Raw genomic sequence first — 14489 nt, forward strand, 5'->3', positions numbered from 1 at the left:
GGCGGCCGAGGCCGGTAGACGTTTTCGAGGCGATTCGCGATGCTCCGACAAATCTCCAGGGATGTCCGCGTCAATTTGAAGGACCGGCTGCGCGACGTCCGCGACATCATTCGCCAGAGCCGCCACGACAGCGACAGCGAGGCCAATCTCGTGCGGGAAGCAACCAGCCATTTGCCGCCGTTCCCGGGCAAAGGCATCGAAGGCCTGCTCGGCCATGCCGCCAGTGCCGTCGACGAAGCCTTGTCGATCGCCGAATCCTTTGTCCCGCATGACCGCCCGACGAAGATCGACGGAACGACCGTGAAAGGCCTTGGCATCTATTTCCCGGCCGGCAACGAGGAACGCCGGTCGAGCGCCGAGCGCGTCTTCCGGCGCGACATGTACTATCTGACCAGGACCGTGCTCGCCGCCCTGAAGATCGACAATGCCCGGATCCACGAGGCGGATTTCGCCGCCGTCCACGCCGCCATGCGAAAACGCCACGCCGGTCTGCTGGCCGCGATACCCGCCAGACCCGGCCCCGCCGCGCTGCCGGCCGTCGCCGCTGCCTGTGCGGGGCTGCTGGTCGAGTGCCTCAACCACCGGCCTGTCCGCTTTGCCGAAGCCGAACCGGATGCAATCGGCGACCGGGCGCTGGACATAGCTTGCCTGGCCCCTGTCGTCCTGGCCTGCGGCCTGGCCACAACGGCCAGCGACGGTGCGCCGGAGCCCGACATGCTGGAGACCGCTGTTCTGGCGGCCGGCATCCGTCACGACCGCATCGTCAAGGCCTGTGCCAAGGCGAGCCCGGTCGATGAATTGACACCTGTCTTCGCCACCTTGCTTGCCCATTTGCCGTAGCTGCCGGTTCTGGCCGAGACTATCGCCCGAGCGCCATGTCCGCGATGGTCTTCTTGGCGCGCTGGATCGAGGCCGGGCTCATCGAGAGCTCGGTCAGCCCCATCTTGAGAAAGGCCGGGATGAGGTCGGGGCGTCCGGCCGCCTCGCCGCACATGCCCACCATGATGCCGGCGGCCACGCCGGCTCTTGCCGTCAACTCGATCGCCGACATGACGGCCGGGTTGGCGACATCATTGAGCTTGGCCACGGTCGGGTTGAGCCGGTCGGCGGCCATGATGTACTGGGTCAGGTCGTTGGTGCCGATCGAGAAGAACGACACCTCTTTCGCCAGCGCCGGCGCGATCAGAACGGCGGCCGGCGTTTCGATCATCACACCAAGATCGAACGCCGCATGCGGCACGCCTTGCGCCTTCAGTTCCGCCGCGCACTCGGCAACCAGAACCCGCGTCTGCCGTACCTCCGATATGTCGGAGACCATCGGGAGCATCACCTTGATGTTGCCGTGCACGGCTGCCCTGAGCAGCGCCCTGAGTTGGCGCTTGAAGATATCCGGCCGGTCGAGGCACATGCGAATGCCGCGCCAGCCGAGGAAGGGATTTTCCTCGTCGGGAAATTCGATGCCGGCGATCGGCTTGTCACCGCCTATGTCGAGCGTGCGCACGATGACGGGATAGGGCGCGAATGCCTTGGCCAGCGCCGCATAGGTCTCGGCCTGCATGTCCTCGGAGGGCAGATGCATATGGCGCATGAACAGAAGCTCGGTGCGGAACAGGCCGACGCCCATGGCGCCGGCTTCCTGCGCTGCCGCGATTTCCTCCAGCGAGCCGATATTGGCGGCGACCTCGATGATCCTGCCGTCCGCGAGTTTGGGCGTCACGGTCTTGAACACGGCCAGTCCGGCGCGCTCCTTGGCCGCCGCCTGGACGCGGGCGGCGAAGTCCGCGCGGGTCGCCGCATCGGGGTCGACGATCACCTGCCCGCCATTGCCGTCCACGGCCACTTCGCGCGCGCTGCGCAGGGCATTGATCTGGTCGCCAAGGCCCAGCACTGCCGGAATGCCGTGCGAACGGGCGATGATGGCAATATGCGAGGTGGCCCCGCCATGGCCGCATACCACCCCGCCGATGCGCTTCAGCGGCGCCCGCGCCAGGTCCCAGGCGCCGATATCGTCGGCGATCAGGATGGCGCCTTCGGGGATATTTTCGAGGCTGGCGTCATCCTGGCCGAGCAACGCCAGACAGATCTGTCGTCCGACCGCATGCACGTCGTCGGCGCGCGCGTTGAGATAGTGATCGTCGACCGCGCTGAAATCGGCGGCAATGGTGGAGGCGGCGGTGATGACGGCCGAAACCGCATCGTTTCCGCTTTTGATCGCCTCCTCGGCCTCGCCGGTCAGGCTGTCGTCGGCGGCGATGTCCCGCAGCGCCGCGATGATGCCGCGATCTCCGGCGGACAGGGTGTCCTGCGCCAGCGCCTTGTCCATGGGCGCCTGAACGGCGGCGACGGCGGCGCGGAACCTGTCGATCTCGCCGGCGATCTCCTCCGCCCGCAGCATGCGGCCCTGTCCAGCGATGTCAGGTGGAAAATGCGCGAAGGCAGGCCCGATGGCGACGCCCTCGCTCGCCGCGACGCCGCGCAAACCGGCCGCGCCTGAAACAGCCGGTACGGGTTCGGACGCCGGCACAGTTTCCTCGCCCGTGTTGGCGGCCGATTGCGGATCGTCATCGTCGAGACCTGCCTTCGGGTTCTCGAGATAGCCGATCAGCGCCTCGATCGCTTCGATGGCGTCCGCGCCATTCGCCCGCACGGTGACTTCCTGGTTTTCCTTCACCGCCAGCAGCATCAGCTTGACCGAGCTCTTGGCGCTGACCGCCTTGCCGTCCTTGACCAGCTCGACATCGGATTCGAAACCCTTGGCAAGCTTGACGAAGCGCGTGGCGGGACGGGCGTGCAAACCTTCATGCACTCTGACGATGGTCGAGCGTTCCATGGCAAATACTCTGTTGTGGCGCCGCGCCGACATGGGTCGCGGCGCGAATGCTTCAGGCGGCGATGGTGATGATCGCGTCTGTCTTCAGGGCGGCCACGAGCGCTTGAGTGTCGACCTGCGAAGCGCAGATCTCGCCCGGCCGCTCGGCCTCGGTGGCGCCATTGAACGAGATGACGACATGCCCCATCTCGAGCACCTTGCTCCAGGCGCTGGAGCCGACCGCCGTGATTGTCGCGGAAACAGGTCCAAGGGTGATCGACGCGCCCTTCTGCGGCGCGCCTTCGCTGGGCCCGAGTTCCGTCTTGTGGAGCACGGAAACCTCGGCAAGCTCCGGCGGCGAGCCATCCGCGAACAGGATGAGCACGCCCCCTTCGGCAAGGTCCGCCACCTCAGGCCCGATGGAAGTGACCCGTGTTCTCAGCAGAACCGTCATATGGCGAACCTCATTTCCTTACTTTCCTCGAGGGGGTCACGGACGCCCGTGAACCCCTCTATCTCCGTGCTTTGGCGCAATTCCCAAGGGAAAGCGCTACGCGCCTTTTTCCGGGAAAGCCGTTTCAGGCTTTCCCGGAATTTGCTTAGAACACGATCAGGCTGACGACCCAGGCGATCAGCACCGAGACCGGGCCCATGATCTGGCGGCTGATGAGAACCGCCGGGACGCCGATTTCGATCGTCTTGGGCTTGGCTTCACCGAGCGCCAGGCCGACCGGGACAAAGTCGCAGCCCACCTGGGTGTTGTAGGCAAACAGCGCCGGCAGCGCCATCGCCGGCGAAATCGTGCCGTTGGCGATCTGCGGACCGATGATGGCGACGCCGATGACCTGCGCGATGACCGCGCCCGGTCCCAGGATGGGGGACAGGAACGGCAGGCCGCAGATGGCCGAGATGATCAGCAGGCCGACGATGTTGTTGGCGAGCGGTCCCATCGGCTGGGCAAGCACGTCGCCGATGCCGGTGTACAGGATCAGGCCGATGAGCATGGTCACGAAGGCCATGAACGGCAGCACGTTGCGCACCACCTGGTCGATCGTACGGCGGCCGGCATTGAAGAAGATGCCGACCACGCGGCCCATGACGCGGCCGATCGAGCTGATCAGGCCGATCAGCCCGCCTTCGCTCGGTAGCGGCTGTGGTGCCGCGGCCGCGGTGTTGTTGCCTGGACTCATCGATGCTGCTCCCCCCGCAGTGGTGACCGCCTCGGATCCGTCCGCCATCGTGACATTGGCCGGCTTCACGCCCGAAACGTAGATGTCCTCGGTGATGAACTGGGCGAGCGGCCCAGCCTGGCCGACCGGCGTCAGGTTGACGGTCGGGATGCGCTTGCGCGGATAGACGCCGCAGCGTGCGGTGCCGCCGCAGTCGACGACGACGACCGCCATCTCGCTTTCGATCGGCGGCGCCTTGAAGCCGTCGACGGCCGTGGCGCCGGTCATGTCGGCGATGAGCTGTGCCACGGGATGGATGCCGCCTCCGGTGACGGAGACGATCTTGTCGCGCTGTGCGGTCGGCTCGATGACGAGCGGGCCGCCCCAGCCTGTGGAGCCCCGGGAGATCCTTACGGCTTTGTATGTCTTGGCCATGATGTCCTCCCCGCCGTTACAGCTCGATGCCCTGGCGGCGTGCCATGATGGCGGTGATGCGCTCGGTCAGCATGCCCTTGAGCAGGATGACGACGAGGCCGACGATGGCGTACCAGATCGCCACCTTGACGTGATAACCTCCGGCGACGACACCCCGCTTCTCGAGGTCAAGCAACGCGACCAGCATGCCGCCCCAGACGAAGTATTCGCCCGGGTTGATATGCGGGAACAGGCCGAGCGGCGGATGCACATAGGAGACAGCCGCGTCATAGAAGGCGGGCTTGTGCTTTTCTTCCAGGAACGATCCGAAGGTGTAAGCCATCGGGTTGGTGAGGAAGAACACCGCCAGCAGAGGCAGCAGCGTATAGCGGGTCAGCGCGATCCTGCCGGCGCCGCGTGCCAGGCCGTGGACGCGCTCCTCGCCGACCAGTTCGGTGACGGCGTAGAAGGCGGTCATCAGCACCACCAGTGTCGGGATGATGCCGGTAACGAAGCCGGCGAACACTTCGCCGCCTTTCTGGAAGATGCCGATGAAGTATTTGCCGATTGCGGTCAGCCAGCCGAGTTGCTCTTCCTGCTGCACGTTTTTCAGCTGTTCCTTCAGCTGATCGGCGGTGACAGGCGCGCTGTCGGTCTGCGCCTGCGCCAACACCACGAGATGATCGGTGGCATGCTCGACGCCGAGCCTGCCGTGCCAGGCAGCATCCGAGACCATGGTGCCTGCAACATGCAGGTTATGCACGGCCATGTCGGCATGCTGCGCCAATAACGAAAATACAGACATTTCTCCTCCTTATGCCGCCCGCCGGTTGATCCCGGCCGGTGCGCGGCGTCCTCTAGGCCCTTGCTACGTTCAAGCCGGACAAGCCCGGCTTCTTCCCCGGCTCCGACCGTGCTTTGTCGATCTGTTCGATCGCCCGTTTCACGGCCTCGGCCACACCGGGTTCCCCCTCCCCCATGATCGCAGGGTTGGACCGGAGTTGATCGAGGGGAACACCCTCGAATTGTTGATGTCGTTTGAATTTGGTGAACACCGAGCGCCCGCTCATGACCATCATGCGGCGCACGATGAGGTCCGGCGTCACCACGACGAGCGCGATGGTGCCCTTGGCCAGCCGGCCGCGAAAATTGCCGGCCCCGACGAAGCCATCCTTGTACTGGTCGGTGACGCCCCGGAAGACATCCGAATAGTGCCGCATCTGCAGCCAGACGCCGAGCGACTGCAGCGCCCACACGATAACCAGAAGAAGCAGTCCCCACTGCCAAATCGCCATTCGGTTCTCCTCCCGAAGCCTTCATTGAACCGCATCTTGGACGGATGCGCGACAACAGCAAAGTGAGAACATTTGTTTCCGAGAATGTCAATATGTATGATATTGACCTCGGTCACGGTCATCCACAGGGCCGTCGGCCGATTTCGGCGACGGCACGGTTGTGCTAGCCTGTCGTCAAACGGGATATGTGAAATGGAACTGCCCTTCAGGGATGAACTGGCCCTTATGCCCGACCTTCGCCATCGGTTGCGGCAATTGCGCTGGTTCCGCGCCACGTTTCGCGGCAGCGCCAAGGTGGTGTCCGACACATTCGGCGTGCGTTTTGAAATCGACGAAGCCAGGCTCACAAGGGCTTTTCTCGACTGGGTCGAGATCATGGAGGCGCAGAAGCGTTTCGCCGCGATCGACCGCGCCGACTTCATCGTCTTTGCCGCCGGCCTCGTGCTGCGCGAACTGATACGGCAGGCGCCGGCCAGGGAAGTCTCCGGCCTCAGCCATCTCGTCGAGACCGAGCAGAATGCCGGCACGCTGGAAATCGTCCGCTTCTGGCCTGAGGGGTTCCTCTACACCAATTATTGCGTTTCGGTGATTTCGGCGATCTACGAGCAGGAATTCGGCTCAGCGCCCAGCATCGACAAATGCGCCGACGACCTGCGCACATGGTGGTCCTATCGCGAGAACGTGACCGAGATGCCGGCCTATGCCGTGGCTTTCCTCGACCGCTTCCTTGGCGCCGAACCGAACTGGATCACGCCGGATCGCGCGCAATCGCGGCAGGCCATGCAAAGGGCGCTTGGGTCGGCCCGGGCCAGCGATGCGCTACGCCAGCTTTGACAGATTTTGGCGCCCGACCACCACGCTATTGAACATTTGGCTTTTTGCCGGTAGCAAAGTGCAAAACTCCGGGGAGAAGCGCGTGGCGCGATCAAGGCCTATCATTTTCGATTGCGACGGCGTTCTCGTCGACAGCGAACCGCTGGCCGCGAGGGCCTATGAGCGCGTCTATGAAAAGCACGGCATGCCGGGCGTGCACGGCGGCATCATCGCTCAGTGCATCGGCATGAAACAGTCCGACATCATCGTCAAAATCAGGGAATTGACCGGCCATCAGTTTCCGGCGGCGGCGGATGGCGACATCTGGACCGAGACCAGGATCCTGTTTTCGCAGGAACTGAAGCCGACACCAGGAATCGCCGCGTTTCTGGAGGCGCTTGAGGGCGACCGCTGCATTGCCTCGTCGTCCTCCGTCGAGCGCATAAACCACAGCCTGGCAGTGACGGCGCTGGCACGGTTCTTCGGCGACGCAATTTACAGCTCCTCGATGGTTAAGAACGGCAAGCCCGCGCCGGACATTTTCCTGTTCGCCGCGGCAAAGAGGGGCGCCAATCCGGCGGACTGCATCGTCATCGAGGATTCGCCCTTCGGTATCCAGGGCGCGGTTGCCGCCGGCATGACGGCGATCGGCTACACCGGCGGCGGCCACACCTATCCCGAGCATGGCGCGCGACTGAAGGCGGCCGGCGCCGATTTCGTCTGCACCGACTGGCAAGAGATCAGCCGGCAATTGTCCGGGCGCGGTGTCCCCGCCTAAGAGCTTGTTCTAGCGAGTGGGTAGTCCAAGCCGAACCCATTCGTCGGGCGGGATTACAGATCCGACACGTAGGCCGAACGACAAAACCCTGGTCACATCGCTGTCGACCTCGCAGCGGAAGCCCAGATGGTACCACGTGCCCGTTGCGCGGAAAGCGACATCCGGGGCGTTGAGAATATTGCCGGCCTTCAGCGGCACGCTTGGGATCAAGTCGGGGAAATAAGAGGCGTCCAGCAATTGCTGCTGCAATGCGCTGGCGCAAAGTTTGGCACCACGCTGGGCGCGCGGCACGCCGCCCATCGAGGTCGTGGCCAGCGCATCGCCGGTAGCGTCTTGCGAATAGAGCTTGCGAACGCCCGGAAGCCCGGAATAGCGACGCGACGCGGCACTGGCGACATCAGGGGAAGCTGGGTCTCCCGCGCTCCCCTTGGGGGACTTCGAGACCTTTGAAGAGCCGGGCTTCGGCGCATTTGCGGGTTTGGGCGTCGGCTTTTCAGCCGATATGGGAAGCTCGACCTCAGTGTCGCCGTCATCGGCGGCCAACGGCGCTGCCGCAGCCGTTTGGTTGTCGGCGTCGGGGGTTTCCGCCTCCTCAGCATCCTTCAGGGACTCGGCATCCTTCGCGGCGGTTGCCGGCTTCTCGCCGGTCTCGGGCAACTCTGCCGGCTTTTCGGTGGCCGCCGGCGCGCCAGACTTGGTCTCCGCAGGCTCAGGCGTCACGGGCGGCTTGGACGTCTCCTCCTTGGCAGGCGCTGGCGAACTGTCTTGAGCGCTGGCTCCGTCTAGGGATTTCCTGGGGCCGGCGTCCTTGTCGCCGAACTGAAAGACAGGTCTCAAGGTCTCGATCGGCGGCGTCTTGCGCGACTGCTTTTCGGGCGGTTCTTCAGGCTTCGTTTCCGGCGGCTTCTCGGCTTTGGGCTCCTTTGGCGGTGCGGGAGCAGGTTTCGGTTTTGGCTGGTCGGGCGGAGGCACGAGCGCGACATTTACCGGCTGGTCCTGCTGCGGCTCCTGGGCTGGCCTCGGCAGGTTGTAGAACACCAGCGCTGCGAGGAGCGCATGCAGGATCAGCGATGCGGGCAGCGCCCACAACAGATCCCGACGCCGCTCTCGTGCCTCGTCCTTCATGCTGACCGATGTGGAATGAAATAGCGGCGGCTTCAAGCATCGGCTTTGGATTGACGCAATTTAACCGCTGCACAGCTCGGTGATCTGGAAAACCGTGTCGCTGCGCCGCCGTCGAGGCGTTGGCGCCGCTGGACGAACGGCCGTGCCGTCCTGAATATTCGCGGCAACCCAGTTCTGTGGCCAAAGACTAGCCTTGCCGCTGGGGCTGGATCCCGTCCAGAAACCGTCCGTCCAGCCGCGTTTCGCCAAACCAGTTCAGCCGGTTGATGCTGACGAAGCCGGCGTCGATCGCCTCGTTCTCGTCGCCCGGCTCACTTGCGTGAGCGCGCCCGCGCGGAACTGTGATGACAGTGCGGTCGCCGTCGCTCTCCAGGATTTCGGCCTTGCGGCCGATCTTGTCGCGGCCGATGCGCGGCTGCCGGATCCCGGCCGGCAGCGAAGCCGGCAGGTTGATGCTGAGCCAATGGCCATCCGCCGCCCACTCTTCACGCGACCGCCAGAGCGAGGCGATCAACGCGCCGAGCCACTCGTCGTCGGCACCGCTGAAGTCCGGATTCTTCACCCGGGAAAAGCCGATCGCCGGAATACCCCAGAATGTCGCCTCGCGCGCAATGCCCAGCGTCCCGGAATAGGCAAGGTCCTCGGCGACGTTGCGCCCGTCATTGACGCCCGCCAGAACCAGGTCGGGCTTTTGGCCATCCGCGAACAGCCAGGCCATCGCACTCACCACGCAGTCGGCCGGAGTACCGGAACACGAATACCAGCCGGGCTTGACGCGCCGCATGATCAACGGCCGCGCGATCGTCAGCGATGCGCCCGCGGCGGTGCGCTTGCCGTCGGGTGCCACCACCCACAAATCGTCGCTCAGGCCGCCGGCCGCCTTGACCAGCCGGGCAAGGCCCGGCGCCTCGATGCCGTCATCGTTACAGATCAGGAGTCTCATGTCTCGTTTCCTCGGCGCACCGTGATGTTCTGGCCGGTGCGGCATTGCGGGCGCAGCGATGGAATATGGGCTTTCAGGTCGTCGAGGAGTTCGCTCGCGCAGGAATGACCGAGCGTCTCCGGGCGCCCTGCCTTCTCCCAGATACCGACATTGCCCGACAGGGTCGGGTGGGTGGGCATGCGCACCCAGTCCGCCCGGCCGGCCTTGTGCAGCAGATCGCCGGGGGAGCCGGACGGCAGATGCCCGGTCAGCAGAACCGGAAAGCCGGCCCGGTCGGCGCGCGGCAGCAGGCGGGACGAAGGCCCAGCCTCGCCCATGCCGTCATCGGCCAGCAAGGGCAGCGAGGGCAGCGGGTCGGCGTCGGTCCAGTCTGCGGCACTACCCAGCCGCAAGCGCAGCATCTCGGATACGCCAGGAAGCAGCGCTGAAGTGGCGGCGATCTGCGCTTCGAGCGAAGCACGCATGCCGGCGTGGATGGCGAAGGGTCCCGGCAAGGCCGCGATCAATTCCAGCGACCGCCCCGACAGCGGCGTCGGCAGAAGGCATCCGTTCGAATGGCGCGCCACCCAGCCCGAAATGGCCTCGGCGCGCGCCGCACCCGGCACGGGATCGGCGCCATAGGACGCGTCGAGAACGAGAAGATCGCATTCGGGGATCGCGTCCATCACGAAGACATTGCTGTCCGGCACCACGTCGGCCGAATAGACGACGCGGCTCTTGCCATCGTCAACGGCAAACCAGACGCCGCCGACGACATGTCCCGACCTCCCCGTCCTGACCGTGAGATTGCCGCTCTTCAGCAAATCGCCGGGTTCGAAAATCTCGATGCGATCTTCCGGAAAGGGAAATCGCTTGAGATCCCCGGGATCGGCATAGCCGGCGAGCGTGGCCGGAGCCTCGGCGCGGGTTTCGGCCGTCATGAAAATCGGACCGGCATAGCCGCGCGACAAAAGCCAGCTCAGAGCACCGACGTGATCCTCGTGCGCATGCGAGACAAACAACGCGTCGATGTCGGCGATCGACCCGTCAAGTGCCGGATAGTACTCCGCCCCTGTGGCGCCGACCTTGATGCCGATATCGAGCAGGATGCGATCGTTTCCGCTGCGGACGGCAACGCTGGTGCGGCCCTTTTCGCCGAAGCCGCCGGCCAGGTCCAGCTTCATCACGACGCCGCCTCCGCCGGGATTACCCAGCCGGACTTAATGCGCAGGCGCGCCTGGGCTCCGCTCTCCAGCACGACCGGGTCGGGCTGCCCGAAATGCAAGGTAAGATCAGGTCCTGCGGAAGGCGTAAATTCGATGCGCGCCGAGCCACCCTGGTAGATCACCCGCTTGACGAGGCCATCGAAGCCGGGGCCGTCCGGCGAGACGTCGAGATCGGCCGACCGGCAGCAGATCCTTGCGCCGGCGCGCGGCCGCTCGCCTGCCCGGCAGCGGACGACCAGCTCGGTTCCGAGAACCCGGACCTTGCAATGACCGGCTTCCTCGGCGTTCAGCACGTCGGCCGGAAGCAGAATGCCCTGTGAAATGAAGGAGGCCACCATTTCATTCGCCGGCTCATGATAGAGCTCGCGCGGCGTCGCGAGCTGGACCAGGCGACCGTGATCCATCACCGCGATGCGATCGGCCAGCGCCATGGCCTCGGCCTGATCGTGGGTGATGTAGACGATGGTCGTGCCGGTGCGCTTGTGAAAGGCGGCGAACTCGTCCTCCATCGAGGCCCTGAGATGCACGTCGAGATTGGCGAGTGGCTCGTCGAACAATACCAGCGAGGGCGCGGCGACCAGGCAGCGCGCCAGGGCCACGCGCTGGCGCTGGCCGCCGGAGAGGTTGGCCGGCCTACGGTCTCCCAACCCCTGTAGATTGACCAGGGCCAGCGCGTCGGCAACCTTCCGGCGGGCGACCGCCTTGTCCAGCTTTGCAACCTTGAGCGAATAGCCGATGTTCTCGGCGACCGTCATGTGCGGCCACAATGCGTAGTTCTGGAAGACGATGCCGACCCGCCGCTTCTCTGGTGGAACGCTGCCGCCTGCACCCGACACGACCTCGCTGCCGACCCGGATTTCGCCCGACGTCACCTTCTCGAAGCCGGCGACAAGTCGCAGCAACGTCGTCTTGCCGCAGCCGGAAGGCCCGAGCACGGCAAGGAATTCGCCGTCGCCGACATCGATCGAAACGTCCTTGACCGCATCGAACTCGGCGAAGCTCTTGGTCACATGGTCCAGGGTCAATCGCGCCATGGCAGAACTCCACTCGGAAGGTGAGGGGCAAGCAGGTTGGTCACCAGCATCAGCACGAAGGTGACCGCGACCGTGATGACGGACATCGCCGCCGCGTAGTTGGAATCGCCGCCCTGTTCGAACGAGAACATCACCACGCCGATTGTCTCGGAACCCGACGACCACAGCAGCGCCGAGACCGTGAGCTCGCTGAGCGCCGTCATGAAGATCAGCAGGCCGCCGGCGATCGCCGCCGGCGCCACCAAAGGAAAGACGATGGTGCGCATGCGCGTGAACAGGCCGGCGCCCGCCACTTGTGCAGCCTCCTCCAGCGTCCGGTCGATCTGGTGATAGCCGCTGATGGTCGGCCGCAAGGCCAGCACCAGGAAGCGGGCGAGATAGGCGTAGAGGATGATCCAGACCGTGTTGTAGAGCTGTATGCCGGTCAGCGGGATCGGCCGCAGGAACAGCAGCAGCGATGCGATCGCCAGCACCACGCCGGGCAAGGCATAGGGCAGTTCGACCGAAAGATTGAGCAGCCGCACCCAGCGCTGCTTGCCCCAGGCAATGAGATAGCCGATCGGCACGGCGACGAGGACCGCGAAGAAGGCGGCGGCGATAGACAGCCAGAAGCTGTTGAAGAAGGCGCGGCTGGCGGCAGCGTGCTCGAACAGCACGAAGCGGTAGTTGTCGAGCGTCGCCGTCTTGGCGCTGAGCGCGATGCCGTAGCCGGGAACCAGCGACGTCAGCACCAGCCCGAACAGCGGCAGGAACAACACCAGTACGACCAGCAGCCACATGCCGGCCTGGACGACCGGACGCCAGCGGCCAAGCTCGTAGGGCTCGGCGGGCAGCGAGGTGGAGCTGATGCGGTAGTCGCGGCGCCGGCTCATGACCTCCTGGGGGATAATGCCGGCCATGGCGATGATGCCGATCAGCACCGACAGGAACGCCGTCTCGCCGAGCACGGCCGGCCCGCCGCCGGCCAGCTTTTGATAGATCAAGGTCGGCAGCACGAGATAATTGGCGGGAATGCCGAGAAAGGCGGGAATGCCGAAATTGCCGACGCAGGACACGAAGGCCAGTGCCGCTGCCGCCATGATCGACGGTGTCATCAGGGGTAGCACGATGGTGACGAGCACGGTGAACCAGCTCGCGCCGCCGGCTCGCGCCGCCTCGACCAGTTCGCGCGGCAGCTTGCGCAGGCCGGCGCGCACCAGCAGGAACACCAGCGGGCCATACTGCACGCCGAGCAGCAGGATGATGCCCGACGTGGAATAGAGCGGGTTCTTGGTGCCCAGCGGCGGTGCGGCGCCGAACAGCTTGAGGAACGGGCTGGCCGGTCCGAACAGTTGCAGCCAGGCAAGCGCCGTGACCTGCGGCGCGATCATCAGCGGCATGACGTAGCAGAGCACCAGCGCGCTTCGGCCGCGTATGTCGGTCAGCGTGATGAGCACCGCCACCAGCGTTCCCGACAGCACGGCAAGCACCGTGCCGCCTATGCCGACGACAAGCGTATGCCAAGTAGCGATCCAGGTCGCCGGACTTCTCAGTCCGGCCTCCAGGGCCATCGTCGACACCGTGCCGCCGGGTGCCACGATTTCCTTGATCAGGCGCAGCATCGGCAGCAGGGACAGCAGCACGATGACGACGGCTACCGCCGCCGTCAGGACCATTTCCTGGCCCCGGCTTTCCCTGATCGTTGATGGCATGGTTGCTTTCCTGAAATTCGACCAGCGCGCAGTGGGGATGCCGCCGAAGCGGCATCCCGGCCGGATCGCCGAGCCTTGTCAGCCGCCGAACAGTTCCGAGAACTTCGCCTTGTCGGCGTCGGTCTTGGCGACGATTGCCTTGGTGTCGAACGACATCACCTTGACCTTGACGCCTTCCGGCAGCCATTCGGGCCGGCCGACCGAGGCCCGTGCCGGCAGGTAGCCCATGGAAAGCGCCAGCTTCTGGCCTTCGTCCGAAAGAATGAAGTCGACGAACTTCTTGGCGCCGTCGACATTCTTGGCCGTCTTCATGATCGCGACCGGTTCGGTCACGGCCGGCACGCCTTCCGAGGGGAACACGAATTCCACCGGCGAGCCCTTCTTCTTGGCGTTCATCGCCATGAAGTCGACGAGGATGCCATAGGGCTTCTCGCCTGATGCCACGGACTTCAGCACCGCGCCATTGCCGCGCACGCTGACGGTGTTGTTGGCCTTCAGCTTCTGGAAGAAATCCCAGCCGTAATCGGCATCGCCGGCGAAGCCCGAAAGCAGGTAGGCGGCGGCACCTGAATAGAGCGGGCTCGGCATGACGAGACCATCGGCATAGGCCGGCTTGGCGAGATCGGCCCAATGTTCCGGCTTCTCGGCGGCCGCGGTGTTGTAGACGATGCCGGTGGTGATCAGCTTGCTGCCGAAATAGGTCTTGTCGGCGTCGTAAGCATCCGGCTCGATGCCGTCGAGCTTTGCCTCGGGATAAGGCAGCAGCCGGCCGTCCTTCTTCAGCAGCTCCATCGAGACCGCATCGGCGATCAACAGCACGTCGGCCTGCGGGCTGCCGGCGGCGAATTCGGCCGCCATCTTGGTGAGGATGTCGCTGGTACCGGAACGATAGATTGCCACGTCGATGCCGGGCTGCGCCTTCTTGAAGGCCTCGACGGTCTTGGCCGCATCGGCTTCCGGCTGGGATGTGTAGAGCGTCAACGTTTCGGCACTTGCCATGCCGGCAAACAAAGTTGCCGCGAGCGCCAGCTGGCTTCCCAGCAGCTTGATGAATAGCGTCTTCATAAGACCTCCTGTCCTGTCTGTGCACGACTGGCCCGGCCCCGGCCGGTTCCCTGTCTCTTCCTCCCTGCACGGCGCATATGACTGGTGGATGACACAGCGCGTGAGATATACAAAATATGTTCATATGTTCGATGTCAATTACAAATGA

The 14489-nt window shown here is 64.8% G+C and carries 14 protein-coding genes; 3 read left to right on the forward strand and 11 right to left on the reverse strand.

Translation table 11 applies throughout. From position 1 onward, the window contains the following. The first annotated feature begins 39 nt into the window (after positions 1–39). The gene (locus LB547_RS17435) at positions 40–840 is read left to right on the forward strand and encodes a hypothetical protein (protein WP_140501600.1); all 801 of its coding nucleotides are present in this window, start codon (positions 40–42) and stop codon (positions 838–840) included. A gap of 19 nt (positions 841–859) precedes the next feature. Here the strand turns inward: LB547_RS17435 and ptsP are convergent, their stop codons facing one another. The 5 genes from ptsP to LB547_RS17460 all read right to left on the reverse strand — a co-directional run bounded on the left by ptsP (position 860) and on the right by LB547_RS17460 (position 5687). Continuing rightward, entirely contained in the window at positions 860–2830 is a 1971-nt protein-coding gene (ptsP, locus tag LB547_RS17440; protein ID WP_140764393.1) for a phosphoenolpyruvate--protein phosphotransferase, read from the reverse strand. Between the two features lie 52 nt (positions 2831–2882). Further along, positions 2883–3263 carry a PTS glucitol/sorbitol transporter subunit IIA gene (locus LB547_RS17445; protein ID WP_140501604.1) on the reverse strand — a complete coding sequence of 127 codons (381 nt, stop codon included), beginning with the start codon at positions 3261–3263 and terminating at the stop codon, positions 2883–2885. Between the two features lie 145 nt (positions 3264–3408). After that, a complete protein-coding gene (locus tag LB547_RS17450) occupies positions 3409–4413 on the reverse strand; it encodes a PTS glucitol/sorbitol transporter subunit IIB (protein WP_140558471.1) in 1005 nt (334 codons plus the stop codon). A 16-nt stretch (positions 4414–4429) separates the two neighbouring features. Then, entirely contained in the window at positions 4430–5197 is a 768-nt protein-coding gene (locus LB547_RS17455) for a PTS glucitol/sorbitol transporter subunit IIC (RefSeq protein WP_140501608.1), read from the reverse strand. A 52-nt stretch (positions 5198–5249) separates the two neighbouring features. Next, a complete protein-coding gene (locus LB547_RS17460) occupies positions 5250–5687 on the reverse strand; it encodes a transcriptional regulator GutM (RefSeq protein ID WP_140501610.1) in 438 nt (145 codons plus the stop codon). A gap of 192 nt (positions 5688–5879) precedes the next feature. Between LB547_RS17460 and LB547_RS17465 the strand changes: the two genes are divergently transcribed. Both LB547_RS17465 and LB547_RS17470 read left to right on the forward strand, forming a co-directional pair. Then, positions 5880–6521, forward strand: coding sequence for a hypothetical protein (locus LB547_RS17465; protein ID WP_140517923.1), 642 nt, complete (start codon positions 5880–5882; stop codon positions 6519–6521). A gap of 82 nt (positions 6522–6603) precedes the next feature. Next, entirely contained in the window at positions 6604–7278 is a 675-nt protein-coding gene (locus LB547_RS17470) for an HAD family hydrolase (RefSeq protein WP_140764390.1), read from the forward strand. A gap of 9 nt (positions 7279–7287) precedes the next feature. On the opposite strand, the gene LB547_RS17475 is transcribed toward LB547_RS17470, so the two are convergent. The 6 genes from LB547_RS17475 to LB547_RS17500 all read right to left on the reverse strand — a co-directional run bounded on the left by LB547_RS17475 (position 7288) and on the right by LB547_RS17500 (position 14341). Beyond that, positions 7288–8403 (reverse strand): DUF930 domain-containing protein, encoded by a 1116-nt coding sequence (locus tag LB547_RS17475; RefSeq protein WP_140764387.1) that lies wholly within the window; start codon positions 8401–8403, stop codon positions 7288–7290. Between the two features lie 187 nt (positions 8404–8590). Then, positions 8591–9346, reverse strand: coding sequence for a 5'/3'-nucleotidase SurE (locus LB547_RS17480; RefSeq protein ID WP_140764384.1), 756 nt, complete (start codon positions 9344–9346; stop codon positions 8591–8593). Further along, complete coding sequence (locus tag LB547_RS17485; RefSeq protein WP_140650663.1) at positions 9343–10509, reverse strand: MBL fold metallo-hydrolase; 1167 nt, start codon at positions 10507–10509, stop codon at positions 9343–9345. The genes LB547_RS17480 and LB547_RS17485 overlap by 4 nt, the downstream gene beginning before the upstream one ends. After that, positions 10509–11585, reverse strand: coding sequence for an ABC transporter ATP-binding protein (locus LB547_RS17490; protein ID WP_140672595.1), 1077 nt, complete (start codon positions 11583–11585; stop codon positions 10509–10511). Before LB547_RS17490 ends, LB547_RS17485 begins: the two co-directional genes overlap by 1 nt. Then, entirely contained in the window at positions 11573–13276 is a 1704-nt protein-coding gene (locus LB547_RS17495) for an ABC transporter permease (protein WP_140763825.1), read from the reverse strand. The genes LB547_RS17490 and LB547_RS17495 overlap by 13 nt, the downstream gene beginning before the upstream one ends. Before the next feature lie 78 nt (positions 13277–13354). Next, positions 13355–14341 carry an ABC transporter substrate-binding protein gene (locus LB547_RS17500; protein WP_140500630.1) on the reverse strand — a complete coding sequence of 329 codons (987 nt, stop codon included), beginning with the start codon at positions 14339–14341 and terminating at the stop codon, positions 13355–13357. Positions 14342–14489: the final 148 nt, after the last annotated feature.

The organism is Mesorhizobium sp. B264B1B (assembly GCF_020165765.1).
Lineage (GTDB): Bacteria > Pseudomonadota > Alphaproteobacteria > Rhizobiales > Rhizobiaceae > Mesorhizobium.

Bases quoted from the DNA above. Each gene is read 5' to 3' on its own strand.
- LB547_RS17500 (WP_140500630.1), bottom strand. From the start codon at position 14,341: ATGAAGACGCTATTCATCAAGCTGCTGGGAAGCCAGCTGGCGCTCGCG.
- LB547_RS17490 (WP_140672595.1), bottom strand. From the start codon at position 11,585: ATGGCGCGATTGACCCTGGACCATGTGACCAAGAGCTTCGCCGAGTTC.
- LB547_RS17450 (WP_140558471.1), bottom strand. From the start codon at position 4,413: ATGGCCAAGACATACAAAGCCGTAAGGATCTCCCGGGGCTCCACAGGC.
- LB547_RS17485 (WP_140650663.1), bottom strand. From the start codon at position 10,509: ATGAAGCTGGACCTGGCCGGCGGCTTCGGCGAAAAGGGCCGCACCAGC.
- LB547_RS17475 (WP_140764387.1), bottom strand. From the start codon at position 8,403: ATGAAGGACGAGGCACGAGAGCGGCGTCGGGATCTGTTGTGGGCGCTG.
- LB547_RS17480 (WP_140764384.1), bottom strand. From the start codon at position 9,346: ATGAGACTCCTGATCTGTAACGATGACGGCATCGAGGCGCCGGGCCTT.
- LB547_RS17455 (WP_140501608.1), bottom strand. From the start codon at position 5,197: ATGTCTGTATTTTCGTTATTGGCGCAGCATGCCGACATGGCCGTGCAT.
- LB547_RS17465 (WP_140517923.1), top strand. From the start codon at position 5,880: ATGGAACTGCCCTTCAGGGATGAACTGGCCCTTATGCCCGACCTTCGC.
- LB547_RS17460 (WP_140501610.1), bottom strand. From the start codon at position 5,687: ATGGCGATTTGGCAGTGGGGACTGCTTCTTCTGGTTATCGTGTGGGCG.
- LB547_RS17445 (WP_140501604.1), bottom strand. From the start codon at position 3,263: ATGACGGTTCTGCTGAGAACACGGGTCACTTCCATCGGGCCTGAGGTG.
- LB547_RS17435 (WP_140501600.1), top strand. From the start codon at position 40: ATGCTCCGACAAATCTCCAGGGATGTCCGCGTCAATTTGAAGGACCGG.
- ptsP (WP_140764393.1), bottom strand. From the start codon at position 2,830: ATGGAACGCTCGACCATCGTCAGAGTGCATGAAGGTTTGCACGCCCGT.
- LB547_RS17495 (WP_140763825.1), bottom strand. From the start codon at position 13,276: ATGCCATCAACGATCAGGGAAAGCCGGGGCCAGGAAATGGTCCTGACG.